Here is a 12,369-nt window from a genome sequence, read left to right as displayed (position 1 = left end):
CCTTCAACAGCACCGATGAAGCCATCGAAGCCGCCAAAACCCAGCTGCGCTGGGGCGGCGCCGGCCATACCGCCGTCGTGCATGCCCAGGACGAAAAGGTTCTCGAGAAGTTTGCCCTGGAAATCCCGGCCAACCGCCTGCTGTTGAACCAGCCTGCGGTACACGGCAGCGTCGGTCTCATTTACAACAAATTGCCGCCTTCACTGACCCTCGGTTGCGGCACCGACGGTGGCAACTATCTGGGCAACAACATCAACTACAGCGACCTGCTGAGCATCAAGACGGTTGCTGCGCGTATCGTTGACTACGAGCGCGACGAATAAATCATAAGCACCTGTTCCGGCGGGCTCAAGGGTCCGCCGGAAGTTTTTCTGCACTATGCCCCTGGTTCTCCCATTGGAGAAACAGGGGCTTTTTTCTGGTGCCGGTCACCAGATTGCGCCTCCTGGCCAACCAACGACTGCCATGCGATGACACGGCATTGCATTCATTTGCGGTCCGGGCTACCATGCAAACTTCGATGGGGGGCGGCATGGCAAAGAGGTTTGCGCAGAGTGGAAGGCGCGGGTCCCAGGTTGGCAACATCCCCAGCCTAGGGTTGGAAACTCACGGGCGAGGAACGCTTTGCAGGGGCAGTCGGCGGCAAGGGGGTGAGCCATGTCGGTCAACAATCAGCTTCAGTCGGAGGATTAAGGAAAAGATGGACAGCAACAGGAACCAGGAAGTCCAAAAAGGAAAGCGGTCCGCCCCGGCTCGGGCACTGGATATTGTGCTGCGCACCAGCCACATCGGTGTTTCCGGGGTGGTCCTCGGCGGCCTGGTTCTGGGAGTGTCCCTGGAAAACCTGGTTTTCTGGGGCCGGCTGGCGGCCTTGACCGGCTTGGGACTGATCGCTTCGGAGGTCATGCACAGTCGGCGCTGGCCCTACCAGGGGCGCGGAGTCATGGTGATGGTTCACGTGGCCCTGGTAGGGGCCGCGCACCTGTGGTCTTCGGCCATGGTGCCTCTGTATTGGCTGGCCCTGGCGGTCGGATCGACGGGGAGTCACATGTCCCGGAAGTGGCGCCACTGGTCGTTTCTGCACCGCCAGGTCATGGACTGAAATGCGAATGGAACCGCAGGGTCAGGCCTCGAGTGCGTTGACCCTGCGGACGAAAGTTGTTCAGGGGTAATTGAACATCATCCGCTGTACCTCGACACCTTCAATGGCTGCCAGTTTGGTGGTAAATTCCTGGGTTACATCCAAATCCCCAATCATCTCCAGCAACAGCAGGCCGTAGCCGGCGCAAAACTCACCGGTCACCTCATGAAGGCCGATGCGGGTTTTGATGTTGCAGCCATAGTCCGTAAGCAGAGCTTGTACCGGAGCGGCCTGTTGCAGTCGGTTGGCGAGATAGATCCCAAGGATGACATGTTTCTGGGACATGGCAGACTCCTTTCGGAAGGTTTGGGCGCAATCCGGACACGCCGAGGGGTGGCAGAAAAAGGCGGTTAAGCATACCCGTGCATTTTATCATGCCCCTGGTCAAGGACAAGCAAGCTTGGAGTCGATGGAGGATGGACGGAAAATTTCCTGGAGCGGGCAAGGGTACATGGAAAAAAACATCATCGTTGCCATGACCCGGCGCAGGGTGATCGGATGCCATGGGGCTTTGCCCTGGCATATCCCGGAGGATTTGCGCCTGTTCCGAACCCTGACCAGCGGTCATACCGTGATCATGGGCCGGACAACCTTTGAGTCCATTGGCCGCCCGTTGCCCGAACGCCATAATCTGGTAGTCAGCCGCACCTTGATGCCCTGTTCGGGGATTGTCGTTTGCCCCAGCCTGATCGCGGCCATGGAGCAGGCCCGGCGGTTGCAGCGCGATCTGTTTTTTATCGGTGGAAGGGAAATCTATCGCCAGGCTTTGCCGCTGGCGGATCGATTGCTGATATCCTGGATCGAACAGGACTATGCGGGGGACTGTTTTTTCCCGCTCTTGGATTTGAGTCTCTGGAAACAGGAATGGTCACGGGAATATCCGGCATTCACCCATGTCGGCTACCGGCGCCGCTCAGCAAAGGAAGTGGCGTAGCGCCATCAGCGGCTGTCGACACTGCCTAGCAGGGAGGCCAGCTCCGCTTCGAGATCGGTGAGAATGGCCGCCAGGGCCAGGTTCCAGCCCTGCAGCAAAGCGCCTGCCGCCTTAGTCTGCAGGGGTATGACCTGCCGATAGTGACGATCCAGCAGGGGACGTTGGTTGAGACCCGGGGCGTCGGTCAACCAGAAGTGGATTTCCAGGAAGGCTGCCGGCTGACGACCGGGACGATAATCGCCGTAAATGGCCACCACCTGGCCTTGCAGCAGATGGGTCGGCGGCCACGGTCCCGGTCCTGCGCTGACTTGGGCGAAGAGGCCGGCTTCGCTCAGCCAACGGGCGGTTTCCTCGCTGATCAAGGCACCGGGCGCCAGAAAAAACTCATGGTAGAAATCGGCTTGGAAGCGATCCTCGTCCAGGCGATAGACGAAGGCCCGGCTGCTGAAACGTTGCGACACCCGCAGGGCGCCGAGGCGCAGGCTGGTTTCGGGCACGGTCATGCGAGGCGCCTGTTCCCGCATGGCGGTGAGGACATAGCTGCGTTTTTGCGGCCGGACCCGGCTTCTTGGTGTACAGCCGGGCGCCGGCAGGGCAAGCAGCAGGACAAGGCAAAGGATAGGGCGCCAGCGGTCGATTTTCATGGCTGCGGCTCCGTTTGCGGCGGGGGTCTGCTGAAAAGCAGCTGGGCCGGATAGGCGCGGGCGCTTTCCGACAGGTCACGCAGGTTTTCCGAGGTCTGACGCAGGTTGTCCAGGGTGGCCTGGATATTTTGCTGCTCTGCGGACAGCAGGATGCCCAATTGATGCAGACTGCGACCAAAAGGGGCGAGATCCTGGGGCAGCTGGGTCGCCAGGTTTTCCAGTTGTTGTCCGCTCCGGGCCAGGCTCTGCGACAATTGCGGCAAGGTTTTGAACAGTTCTTCGAGGGGTTGTTCGCTGCCGGCCAGGAGGGTTTCGAAACGTCGGTTGGTGCTGCGCAACTCCTCCATCAGGGCGATGGCCTGGCTGCTGATTTCATCGACCCTGGCGCCATCGGCGACCCGACTGAGGGTACCGACGGCTGCAGTAATCTGTTCCACGGTGCCGGCCACATCCAGTTCCTCGATATTTTTGAGGATCTTGTCGATGGCTTCCGTGTAGCGCGTGATGGTGCTGGGTGCCGATGGCACGTAGGGATAAATAGGCTGCCAGTCCATGTCCAGGCTCGGCGCCTGTTCGGGAGGCAGATAGTCCGCTTCGAGAAAGGCCATGCCGGTGACGCCCTGAAAGGCCATGCGGATGCGCAGGCCACGGGCCACTTCCTGCGGTAGATGGGTTTGCAGTATTTGGCCGGTGCGCCCAAGAGCGCGGGCCTGCAGGGCGATGCGCACCAGCACATAGCGTTTCTGGGTCGGATATTCGGCATCGACCAGGGTAATGGCCTTGACCTTGCCGACCTGAACCCCTCGCACCTTGACCGGGGAACCGAGATCGAGGCCCTGGACCGATTCGTCAAAATAGGTTTCCAGCAGGATCTCTTTTTGGAACAGGGTACCGGCCCCGAGCAGGATGACGGCCAGCAAGGCGATACCGGTGGCGCCGATGACAAACAGGCCGATTTTAAAAAAGTTGGCTCTTTCGCTCATGGTTGAGCTCCATGGTCCGGTTGCCGAGCACATACCTGGCCCGATTATGGTTAGTCCTGGGTCAGGGTGGCACGGCGGAAAAAGGCGCGCACATAAGGGTTGTCGCTGTGTTTCCGCAGTTCGTGCGGGGTGCCCTGCGCCACGATGCCTTGCGCCTCGCCTTCCAGCATGATAACCCGGTCGGCAATGGCAAAGATGCTGGCCAGTTCATGGGTTACGATAACACAGGTGATGCCCAGATTCTCCGCCAAGTGACGGATTAAGCGGTCCATTTCCGCCGAGGTGATGGGGTCCAGGCCGGCGGTCGGTTCATCGAGAAAAAGCACCTGGGGATCAAGGACCATGGCCCGGGCAATGGCTGCCCGTTTGCGCATCCCACCGCTGAGAGCCGCCGGCATGTACCGGGCATAGGCTTTCAATCCTACCAGTTGCAATTTCATGGCACCGATGAGGTGCCTGGCCTCCCGGGGCAGTTCCGTAAACTCTTCCAGAGGCAGTAGCAGGTTTTCGAGCACGGTCAGGGATCCGAACAGAGCGCCATTCTGATACATGACACCGATGCGGCGCAGCAGGGCTTGCCGTTCCCCGCCGGCGGCGCTGACCAGATCCTGTCCATCAAGCAGAACCTGCCCGGATCGAGGCTGATAGAGGCCGATCATATGCTTCATCAGGGTGCTCTTGCCGCAGCCCGAGCCGCCGAGAATGATGAAAACTTCTCCTCGGCGAACTTCGAAGGACACGTTTTTCAGCACCACCCGATCGCCATAGGCGGCAGTCAGGCTTCGCACTTCAATGATGTTGTCCGGCGTCGCGGCCATCCCGCTTATAAACCCAGGTAGTAGAACAAAATGGCAAACAGGCCATCTGCCACCACGATAAGAATGATGCCGGCGACCACCGCCCGGGTGGCGGCATCGCCCACGGCGCTGGCGCCGGGGCCGGTTTTCAGGCCGAAAAGGCAGCCGACACCGGCAACAATCAAGGCAAAGACCAGGGTTTTGGTCAGCCCGCCGGCCAGATCCACGAAGGTGACGGCGGCCTGGACCTGCTTGAGATAGGTGACCAGGGGATAGCCCAGGGTCAACAGGACCACTGCGCCGCCTGCCAGTCCCAACAGGTTGGCGAACAGGGTCAGGAGTGGAGCCACGATGACGGCGGCCAAGACCCGGGTGACCACGAGAAAGGGCACCGGCGCCAGGCCCATGGTTGTTAGCGCGTCGAGTTCCTCGTTGATTTTCATGGTGCCCAATTCGGCGGCAAAGGCGGAGCCTGAGCGCCCGGCCAGGATGATGGCGGTCATCAACGGACCCATCTCCCGTAGCATGGAAAGGGCAATGAGATTGGCGACGTAGATTTCAACTCCGAACTGGCGCATGGGGATGGCGGCCTGGAAGGCCATGATGAGGCCGACCAGAAAGCTGATCAGGGCGATAATCGGCAAGGCGTTGACGCCGGCTTTTTCGGTGGTCAGCCAGACATCGGACCAGCGGATGCGCCGGGGTTTGCGGGCCGCGCCCATCAGGGCCAGGGTCAATTCGCCGGTGAAACGCACCATATCCATCAAGCCCTGCCAGGCTTGGAAGGCCGCTCGGCCGGTGTCCTCCAGCAGGCAACAAGGTTCGGCGCGCGGCGTCGACACCTCGAGATAATCCCCCGGATCGAACATTTGCAGGAGGTGCGCCAGTTCCGGCCGCAGCCCCTCCATGGTGTACTGGCGCTCCGCCACCTGTTGGCGACGCGCCAGTTCCGTCAGCAGGCCCAGGCCGGCTCCGTCACAGAAGTCGACTCCGTTTGCGTCCACCACCAGCATCCCAGGCGTTTCCCTCTCGAGCAGTGCCACCAGGGGCTGCCAGAGGCGGGCCGTGGCGGCGGCATCCAGGTGCCCGGTCAGGCTCAATACCAGCCCACCGTCAGGTCTCCGGTGACTGTCGAAATTCGCGGTGGCATTAAGTGAATGCCGATCTTCGCTGCCTTTCACAGGCCTCAGCGAATGATCCGCCAGGAGCCGTCAGGCTGGCGGCAGGCGGTGCCATAAGCCTGTTGCTGCTGACCGCCGACCACTACGGTCTGCAGGTATTCGCGACAATACTGTCCGGCACTGGACTGGTAGGTTTCAATGGGGGTCACGCTGCCGTAATTGCCCGAATCGGGGTTGCGCCAAGTCGTGCTCTGCCTGGTCGGCGTATATTCGAGGGCATATTGGGCACTACGTTCCATGGCCAACTGGTCGGCACGGTCCAGGGATTTGCCGACTTCCTGGCCAACCAGGGCTCCGGCCAGAGTGCCGACGGCCACGGCTACCAGAGTGCCTCGACCGCCACCGATCTGGGAACCGATCAGAGCGCCCGTTCCGGCACCGAGGAGCGCCCCGCCGGTCTCCTTGGGTCCCATGGCAGGATGGCAGGCGGTTACGAACAGCAGCAGGGTCAGCATGACAAGAATTTTTTGCATGGTGTCCTCCCGGGATGAACGACTGGCGGTGGATGGCTGTGTTCCGACCATGGAAGGGGGATACCAGCCGGCGTTCGACTTCCCCAGCCTGAAGAAGACGAACGAATCAAAACAACGTCAATGGCTTTGAACCCATTTCGAAGGCTTGGCTCGGTGGATTTCTGAAGCCCGCAGTAACAAGATACCCTTTGGCGGTGGCGCTGTCAAAAGTATCACGTTCTCCCGGACCGAAGGTGGTGATGGATCAGGTCGGTTACCAGCGGGGTAATCCGCCCAACGATTTCCTTGGCGCCCTTGCCGTTTGGATGCAGGCCGTCTCGCAGCAGCAGGCGGGGATTGCCCGCTACACCGGCGAGGAAATCAGGGTAAATGGGAGTTCCGTGGCGGGCGGCCAAGCGTGGGAAGATGGCTTGGAAACGCAGATTGGTGGATTCGCCCAAATCGCGCAGGGGACGAACGCCGGCCAGCAGGGTGCAGATGCCGCGCCGGGCCAGGAGCGTCAGCATGGCGTCCAGGTTGGCCTCGGTCTGTTCCGGCGGCCAGCCTTGCAGGTTGTCGTTGACGCCCAGTTCCAGAATGACCACATCGGGTCCGGTTGCGGCCAGGGTCTGCTCCAGTCGGGCCAGACCGCCCGCCGAGGTGTCGCCGGGAACCCCGGCATTGATGACACGGCAGGCGAGGTTCGCGGCGGCCAGGCGTTTTTCCAGACGTGCCGGCGGGGTGGCGGCCTCGGGCAGCCCGAAACCGGCGATGAGACTGTCGCCGAAGGCCAGGACACGAACCGGGGCCGGCTGCGGTTCCGGGGTCGAATCATTCCGGACGAGGCATACGGTGCCGGCGGCCAGCAGGTTGGCCAAAGTGAAGCCGGCCAGCAGGTGGGTGGCCGCCGCCGACGGTTCCAGGAGGGAAAAAGGCATGGCGAAGCCTTGTCAGCGGGCCCCGGTTCCGGTGCTGTCGGGGGCTCGGTCAAGAAAGCGCTGTACGATGAAATCACACAGCGCCGCTGCATCGTTGAGATCGAATACCGGGATATCGACATCCAGCGGTTCGTCGGAGGCGATGGCAATCAGGGTCGGGTCCAGGTCCCGGCCCCGATACAGCAGTTCCTTGCGGCAGTCACGACGATGGACCTCGATCTTGGGCAGGTCGTGCTTCTTGAAGCCTTCCGTCAGGACGATGTCGACATCGCTGAAATAGCGATCGATGGAATCCTGCACCGAAGGTTCCCGGTTTTCGGGATTCCGCTTGATCATGGCCAGCTTTTCCTGAGAGGTCACCAGCATGGTGTCGGCCCCGGCTTCCGTGAACCGCCAGGAATCCTTGCCCTCCTGGTCCATGGAAAAATTATGGGCATCATGCTTGATGGCGCCCACCCGGTAGCCGCGGCGCTTCAATTCGGTGATCAGTTTCACGACCAGAGTGGTTTTGCCGGTCCCGCTTTTGGCGGCAAAGGAAACAATGGCAGGGGTCATGGGTTGGGCTCCTTGCAGGGGTTGGCGCCATCCACCCGGAGGCGACCCTGCCACTATACCCAAAGCGCGGGGGCCCTTGCAACGGTTATCCAACAGAATTCAGGCGGTTGTCCTGCCGGGGCGCGGGAAGGTGGCCGGCAACAATGAAAAACGCCCCCGAGGAATGATTCGGGAGCGCTTTCAGGAAAATTCAACCGGCATTGCCCCGGTCCTCTTTATGCCAATTCTGTGGCTGGATTTCTCTTCGGCACGCGCCTGACAGCTCCTTTACAGACCTGCTTTGGCACGTACCGCGTTAAACCGGCCGGCGAATGGGAAGACAAGGCTTCGGGCATGGGACCGTACAATGCCGGTTTTCGAACTCCTTACTTTCCCTGTAGAAATATTATACCACTTTATTCGAGCCTTGGTTCCGGTTTGGAAGCATTATTCGCGGACGAAGGTGTCCATGTCCGTTTCATGGACCATGGCCATCATCAGGGCATATTCCGATTCGATGAGCAGATAGTGATTTCTGGTCGAATCGGCGTTGGCGAGAAAAACCTGACGGATCTCGGCATCGTCAAAACGGCCGGCTAACTCCCGCAGGTGCGCCTCCAGTTGCTGCTCTTTTTCCATGGCCAGTTCCATGGCTTTGCGAACCGTCAGATCGGCCAGCAGTGTCTGCTCCTGCTGCAGCAGATAGTCGACGTCCTCCTGGGTCGAACGGTTCATGCAGACGTCGAATTCGGGCAGATCGCCGCCCTGATAGAGCTGATAGAAGTGACGCGCATGTTCGCGCTCCTCGCTGGCCAGCAATTCGAACAGCTCCCGTGCCTGGCGGTGTCTCATGTGGCGGGCGGCCAGACGATAGAAGTTCATGGCGTTCTTTTCCGTCTGCAGGGAACGTTTTAAAGCCTGTTGCACGTCCAGCTTGTCGGCCATGGTCATCTCCTTGGTTAGCCGGGCGGTAGCACTCAATGTCTGTTTAAATTAAATCGTCTGGTGGGGCGCTTGTCAAATCCGGGACCATAATTCGCGACCGAGGGCCGGACTCGAAGGCCTGCTGCCAAGGGCAACTGTGGTTGCATTTCATGCAGTTGCAGGGTATGTTGAGCGCGCACCCCGACCTGTTTCCATGGGCGGGGATTCCAGGAGGACAGGGCATGCTTGTCAAAACGGCCACATTCATTACCAGCGCCAGCGGCGCCGGCGGATATCCCCCCGGTGGACTGCCGGAAATCGCCTTTGCCGGACGCAGCAATGTCGGCAAGAGTTCCCTCATCAATGTGCTGGTCAACCGCCGAGCTCTGGTGCGGACCTCCTCGACCCCCGGCCGCACCCAGTTGCTCAATTTTTTTGCCGTCAATGACGAGTTCATGCTGGTGGACCTGCCCGGATTCGGTTTTGCCAAGGTCCCGCTGGCCGTGAAAAAGGCTTGGGGTCCCATGGTACGCACTTATCTGGAGCAGCGCGCCAATCTACGAGCTCTGGTGCTGCTGTTCGACATCCGTCGGGTGCCGCGGCAGGAGGAGCTGCAACTGCTGGACTGGCTTGAGGAATTGGAAATTCCGACCATTCCGGTAATTACCAAGGTTGACAAGGTTGGCCGCAGTCACCGCCACAGGCAGATTGCCCCGATTCTGGAAGCGACCGGCCTGCCGGTCGATGCCTTCAGTTTTTTCTCGGCTGTCACCAAGGAAGGGCGGGACGAGGTCTGGGAGCGTATTGCAACGGTCCTGGAAGAGTCGCCCGCTGCCGTGCCGGCTCAGGAAGACAGCGGCGGGGTGCAATAAATCCATGGGCACTCCCTGCGCACGTATCCACCTGGTGCGTCACGGCCAGGTCGCCGGTTTTGAGGAAAAGCGCTATAACGGCCAGTCAGAGGTGCCATTGACCGCCCTGGGCTGGGAGCAGTACCGGCTTTTGCAGGAGCGCCTCCGGCCACGAGCGGTGTCGGCCGTTTACAGCAGCGATCTGGAACGCTGCCTGGCCGGCGCCCGCCTGCTGGCCGCCGGTTACGGCCTGGAAGCGGTTGCCCTGCCGGCCCTGCGGGAACTGCACATCGGTCGCTGGGCGGGGCGTACCTGGACCGAACTGCAGCGTCGCTATCCCCGCCAATGGCGGGCCCGGTTGGCGGATCTGGTGCATTACCGGCCTCCCGGGGGAGAGAGCCTGCTCGACGTTGCCCAGCGTATTCGCCCGGTGCTACAGAAAATTTGGCAACGGCATCTGGGCGCTGAGATTGTGCTGGTGGCCCATGGAGCGGTCAACCGCATCATCCTGCTCGATGCATTGTGTGCGCCCCTGGCGTCCGCCTTCCGCCTGGAGCAGGATTACGGCTGCCACAATATCATCGATTACTTCCCGGATGGCCGTTGCCTGGTGCGGTTGCTCAACGGCTGAACCCGTCGGGATGGGAGAGCCCAGGATGGAAATGAAAACGGCCGTGATCTTGGTCGGACACGGTTCTCCGGACGGACCGGCCAATGATCTGCTCCTCCAGGTGGCGCGCCTGGTGCAACAGCGCGGGTGTTGCAGCGCCGTCTCTGCGGCCTATCTCATCCAAGGCCGGCCGACGGTGTCGGAAGCGATCGACGACTGGCAAGCCGGCGGGGTCCGGCGCTTGGTGCTCTGTCCATTCTTTCTGTTTCCCGGCCGTCATGTCCGTCGTGATTTGCCGGCCTTGGCGGCAGCGGCGCGGAACCGGTACCCCGAGTTGGAAGTTCTGGTGGCGGAGCCCTTGGGGCTTCATCCCAAATTGGTGGACATAGTCTGTGAACGCCTGGCGGCGGTCATGGCACAGGGAGCTTGACGTCAGGGCTGACGAAGGGCTAGAATTGTTGGAATTTTCTTCCGATCTACAACGAATATCCGGATCCATGGGGTGAGACTGCGGACGGACGCCGAAAGGCGTTTCACGAGGGCAAAGGGGAGGCAGAACATGAAGAAAATCTTTGTCGTCGGGGCCGGCATCGAAGGTCATGAAGGTTTCAGCCGCCGGGCTCTGGAGTTGGTCCGCCAGGGCGAGGTGTTATTCGGTCGTGCTCACCACCTGGCTCTGTTTCCCGATTTCCCAGGGGAAAAAGTGGTCATTGACCGCAATTTCAGCGAGGTGGTCGAAAGGCTCAGGGATACGTCCCTGCGCGCCGTGGTGCTGTCGTCCGGCGATCCGCTCTTTTTCGGCATCGGTCGCCAGTTGTTGCGCAATTTCCGGCATGACGAACTGGAATTCATTCCCAATGTCACCTCCATCCAGTATGCCTTCAGCAAAATCAAGGAACCTTGGGATGATGCGGTGTTCGTGTCGGCCCAGGGCCGCGATGTCCAGGGTGCGGTGGACCGCATCATCGCCCATGACAAGACCGCCATTCTGACCGACGAACAGAACACCCCGCCCGTAATTGCCGGCGAAATGCTGCGCCGTGGTCGGGATGGCTATGTCGCCTACCTATGTGAAAATCTCGGCATGGCCGGTGAGCGCATTGTGCAGACCGATCTGCGCGGCCTGCTGGAAATGCCCGCGACGCGGCTGAATCTGCTGATTCTCATCAAGCAGTACGAAGCGCCCGGCGAAGCCTTGCGTCCTTTGCTTGGCATTGCCGATGAGGCCTTTAGCGGAGTGAAAAAGTCGATCACCCGGGAGGAAGTGCGGGCCGTGGCTCTGGCCAAGCTGCGTTTGCGTCAGGACATGATTCTGTGGGACATCGGCGCCGGTTCCGGATCCGTCAGTATCGAGGCCGACGCCCTCCTTCCCAACGGCCGGATTTTCGCGGTGGAAAGCGACAGTCAATGCCAGGAGTTCATCCGCGAGGGGTTGCAGCGTTTTCAGGCCCGCAACGTGGTGGCCATCGCCGGCGAGGCACCTGAATGCCTGGATGCCTTGCCGGATCCTCACCGGGTTTTCATTGGCGGTTCCGGTGGCAAACTGTGGTCTATTCTGGAAGCCGTGGACGGCCGCTTGCCGGTGGAGGGCAGGGTGGTCATAACAGCCGTGACCCTTGATACCTTGACTCTGGCCAATGAATTTTTCGATAACGCCGGTTACCGGATCGAGGTCACGGCCCTGAACGTCGCCCGTACCAGACCGGGAACCGATTATAAATTGTTCGAGGCTTTTAATCCCGTCTTTATTATTGTGGCGGAGAAAGCCTGAAACGCTTTTTTCGTGGACACACCATCGGCGTGTCGTCAGCTGTGAACTGCAAGGGGGGACACCGGCATGACCCAGGAAACAATCGTCCAAATGGCCTTTTTCTCGGAATTTTGGCAGGTTTTGGGGTTTGTCCTGCTGCTTGGGCTGTTATTGGTTGTGTTGTGGCGCATGGGGCGAAACGCGAAAGCCGCAGCGCACGAACAGGCTTTGCTGCATGCTGCCCTCGCGCAATTGACGGAACGTGTCGATGGCTTGGCCGCGCAGTCGGCGGCTGCGTCGGAGCAGGATGCCTTAGGGTCCGTGGCGGTCACGAAGCAACCCGCCGAGTCCGCCGGCATGGAAGGCCTCGGCAGCGGTTTCCGGTTTGCCGCCGAGGAACCTGAAGACGCGATGGGGGAAGCCAAGGCCGAGGCGGTTGCGGCCTTTTCCTTTGGTCCGGAGGTTGCGGGGCCCATAACGAGCGAGGATTCCTGCGAAGACCAGATCGATTACGGCGCGGTTCAATCCAGGGTGTCGGCATGGGATGCCAAGCCTCACGAATCGGAAGAACCGGCGCTGGAAGAACCGGCGCTGGAAGAACCGGCGCTGGAAGAACCGGCGCTGGAAGAA

The 12,369-nt window shown here is 60.7% G+C and carries 15 protein-coding genes and 2 pseudogenes; 8 read left to right on the top strand and 9 right to left on the bottom strand.

The features are described 5' to 3' along the window. A pseudogene (locus JQN68_RS12385) lies at nt 1-323 on the top strand (acetaldehyde dehydrogenase); the annotation flags it as partial. A 377-nt stretch (nt 324-700) separates the two neighbouring features. Then, nucleotides 701-1,102 (top strand): hypothetical protein, encoded by a 402-nt coding sequence (locus JQN68_RS12380; protein ID WP_225072437.1) that lies wholly within the window; start codon nt 701-703, stop codon nt 1,100-1,102. Nucleotides 1,103-1,162: 60 nt separating this feature from the next. Here JQN68_RS12380 and JQN68_RS12375 read toward each other — a convergent pair whose 3' ends face one another. Continuing rightward, on the bottom strand, nt 1,163-1,426 hold the full coding sequence (locus JQN68_RS12375) for a CPF_0552 family protein (protein WP_225072436.1): 264 nt from the start codon (nt 1,424-1,426) through the stop codon (nt 1,163-1,165). Nucleotides 1,427-1,592: 166 nt separating this feature from the next. Between JQN68_RS12375 and JQN68_RS12370 the strand changes: the two genes are divergently transcribed. Further along, nucleotides 1,593-2,075, top strand: coding sequence for a dihydrofolate reductase (locus JQN68_RS12370; protein ID WP_225072435.1), 483 nt, complete (start codon nt 1,593-1,595; stop codon nt 2,073-2,075). Nucleotides 2,076-2,080: 5 nt separating this feature from the next. On the opposite strand, the gene JQN68_RS12365 is transcribed toward JQN68_RS12370, so the two are convergent. The 8 genes from JQN68_RS12365 to JQN68_RS12330 all read right to left on the bottom strand — a co-directional run bounded on the left by JQN68_RS12365 (nt 2,081) and on the right by JQN68_RS12330 (nt 8,549). After that, the gene (locus tag JQN68_RS12365) at nt 2,081-2,719 is read right to left on the bottom strand and encodes a hypothetical protein (protein WP_225072434.1); all 639 of its coding nucleotides are present in this window, start codon (nt 2,717-2,719) and stop codon (nt 2,081-2,083) included. Continuing rightward, a complete protein-coding gene (locus JQN68_RS12360) occupies nt 2,716-3,702 on the bottom strand; it encodes an MlaD family protein (RefSeq protein ID WP_225072433.1) in 987 nt (328 codons plus the stop codon). The genes JQN68_RS12365 and JQN68_RS12360 overlap by 4 nt, the downstream gene beginning before the upstream one ends. Before the next feature lie 50 nt (nt 3,703-3,752). Beyond that, the gene (locus JQN68_RS12355; RefSeq protein ID WP_225072432.1) at nt 3,753-4,520 is read right to left on the bottom strand and encodes an ABC transporter ATP-binding protein; all 768 of its coding nucleotides are present in this window, start codon (nt 4,518-4,520) and stop codon (nt 3,753-3,755) included. Nucleotides 4,521-4,525: 5 nt separating this feature from the next. Continuing rightward, nucleotides 4,526-5,680, bottom strand: a complete 1,155-nt coding sequence (locus tag JQN68_RS12350; RefSeq protein ID WP_349632320.1) for an ABC transporter permease — start codon at nt 5,678-5,680, stop codon at nt 4,526-4,528. Between the two features lie 5 nt (nt 5,681-5,685). Continuing rightward, nucleotides 5,686-6,153, bottom strand: a complete 468-nt coding sequence (locus tag JQN68_RS12345; protein ID WP_225072430.1) for an RT0821/Lpp0805 family surface protein — start codon at nt 6,151-6,153, stop codon at nt 5,686-5,688. A 212-nt stretch (nt 6,154-6,365) separates the two neighbouring features. Further along, nucleotides 6,366-7,070 carry an arylesterase gene (locus tag JQN68_RS12340; protein ID WP_225072429.1) on the bottom strand — a complete coding sequence of 235 codons (705 nt, stop codon included), beginning with the start codon at nt 7,068-7,070 and terminating at the stop codon, nt 6,366-6,368. Between the two features lie 12 nt (nt 7,071-7,082). Then, on the bottom strand, nt 7,083-7,625 hold the full coding sequence (gene mobB, locus JQN68_RS12335) for a molybdopterin-guanine dinucleotide biosynthesis protein B (RefSeq protein WP_225072428.1): 543 nt from the start codon (nt 7,623-7,625) through the stop codon (nt 7,083-7,085). 426 nt (nt 7,626-8,051) lie between these two features. Further along, nucleotides 8,052-8,549 (bottom strand): ferritin-like domain-containing protein, encoded by a 498-nt coding sequence (locus JQN68_RS12330; RefSeq protein WP_225072427.1) that lies wholly within the window; start codon nt 8,547-8,549, stop codon nt 8,052-8,054. A gap of 221 nt (nt 8,550-8,770) precedes the next feature. On the opposite strand from JQN68_RS12330, the gene yihA reads away from it, so the two are divergent. The 5 genes and pseudogenes from yihA to JQN68_RS12305 form a co-directional block, all read left to right on the top strand. After that, entirely contained in the window at nt 8,771-9,400 is a 630-nt protein-coding gene (gene yihA / locus JQN68_RS12325; protein WP_225072426.1) for a ribosome biogenesis GTP-binding protein YihA/YsxC, read from the top strand. A gap of 4 nt (nt 9,401-9,404) precedes the next feature. Continuing rightward, nucleotides 9,405-10,010, top strand: a complete 606-nt coding sequence (gene cobC / locus JQN68_RS12320) for an alpha-ribazole phosphatase (RefSeq protein ID WP_225072425.1) — start codon at nt 9,405-9,407, stop codon at nt 10,008-10,010. 25 nt (nt 10,011-10,035) lie between these two features. After that, complete coding sequence (locus JQN68_RS12315) at nt 10,036-10,419, top strand: sirohydrochlorin chelatase (RefSeq protein WP_225072424.1); 384 nt, start codon at nt 10,036-10,038, stop codon at nt 10,417-10,419. A 129-nt stretch (nt 10,420-10,548) separates the two neighbouring features. Continuing rightward, nucleotides 10,549-11,760: a precorrin-6y C5,15-methyltransferase (decarboxylating) subunit CbiE gene (gene cbiE / locus JQN68_RS12310; RefSeq protein WP_225072423.1), complete on the top strand. Its 1,212-nt coding sequence runs from the start codon at nt 10,549-10,551 to the stop codon at nt 11,758-11,760. 90 nt (nt 11,761-11,850) lie between these two features. Then, nucleotides 11,851-12,369 (top strand): annotated as a pseudogene (locus JQN68_RS12305) (hypothetical protein); the annotation flags it as partial.

This window comes from Desulfuromonas sp. CSMB_57 (assembly GCF_020194955.2).
Lineage (GTDB): Bacteria > Desulfobacterota > Desulfuromonadia > Desulfuromonadales > Syntrophotaleaceae > JAFCIY02.
This window is presented reverse-complemented; position numbering and strand designations above follow the sequence as displayed.

What these genes read in the sequence shown, in the direction of transcription:
- JQN68_RS12380 (WP_225072437.1), top strand. Translation starts at nt 701, where the DNA reads ATGGACAGCAACAGGAACCAGGAAGTCCAAAAAGGAAAGCGGTCCGCC.
- JQN68_RS12375 (WP_225072436.1), bottom strand. Translation starts at nt 1,426, where the DNA reads ATGTCCCAGAAACATGTCATCCTTGGGATCTATCTCGCCAACCGACTG.
- JQN68_RS12370 (WP_225072435.1), top strand. Translation starts at nt 1,593, where the DNA reads ATGGAAAAAAACATCATCGTTGCCATGACCCGGCGCAGGGTGATCGGA.
- JQN68_RS12365 (WP_225072434.1), bottom strand. Translation starts at nt 2,719, where the DNA reads ATGAAAATCGACCGCTGGCGCCCTATCCTTTGCCTTGTCCTGCTGCTT.
- JQN68_RS12360 (WP_225072433.1), bottom strand. Translation starts at nt 3,702, where the DNA reads ATGAGCGAAAGAGCCAACTTTTTTAAAATCGGCCTGTTTGTCATCGGC.
- JQN68_RS12355 (WP_225072432.1), bottom strand. Translation starts at nt 4,520, where the DNA reads ATGGCCGCGACGCCGGACAACATCATTGAAGTGCGAAGCCTGACTGCC.
- JQN68_RS12345 (WP_225072430.1), bottom strand. Translation starts at nt 6,153, where the DNA reads ATGCAAAAAATTCTTGTCATGCTGACCCTGCTGCTGTTCGTAACCGCC.
- JQN68_RS12340 (WP_225072429.1), bottom strand. Translation starts at nt 7,070, where the DNA reads ATGCCTTTTTCCCTCCTGGAACCGTCGGCGGCGGCCACCCACCTGCTG.
- mobB (WP_225072428.1), bottom strand. Translation starts at nt 7,625, where the DNA reads ATGACCCCTGCCATTGTTTCCTTTGCCGCCAAAAGCGGGACCGGCAAA.
- JQN68_RS12330 (WP_225072427.1), bottom strand. Translation starts at nt 8,549, where the DNA reads ATGGCCGACAAGCTGGACGTGCAACAGGCTTTAAAACGTTCCCTGCAG.
- yihA (WP_225072426.1), top strand. Translation starts at nt 8,771, where the DNA reads ATGCTTGTCAAAACGGCCACATTCATTACCAGCGCCAGCGGCGCCGGC.
- cobC (WP_225072425.1), top strand. Translation starts at nt 9,405, where the DNA reads ATGGGCACTCCCTGCGCACGTATCCACCTGGTGCGTCACGGCCAGGTC.
- JQN68_RS12315 (WP_225072424.1), top strand. Translation starts at nt 10,036, where the DNA reads ATGGAAATGAAAACGGCCGTGATCTTGGTCGGACACGGTTCTCCGGAC.
- cbiE (WP_225072423.1), top strand. Translation starts at nt 10,549, where the DNA reads ATGAAGAAAATCTTTGTCGTCGGGGCCGGCATCGAAGGTCATGAAGGT.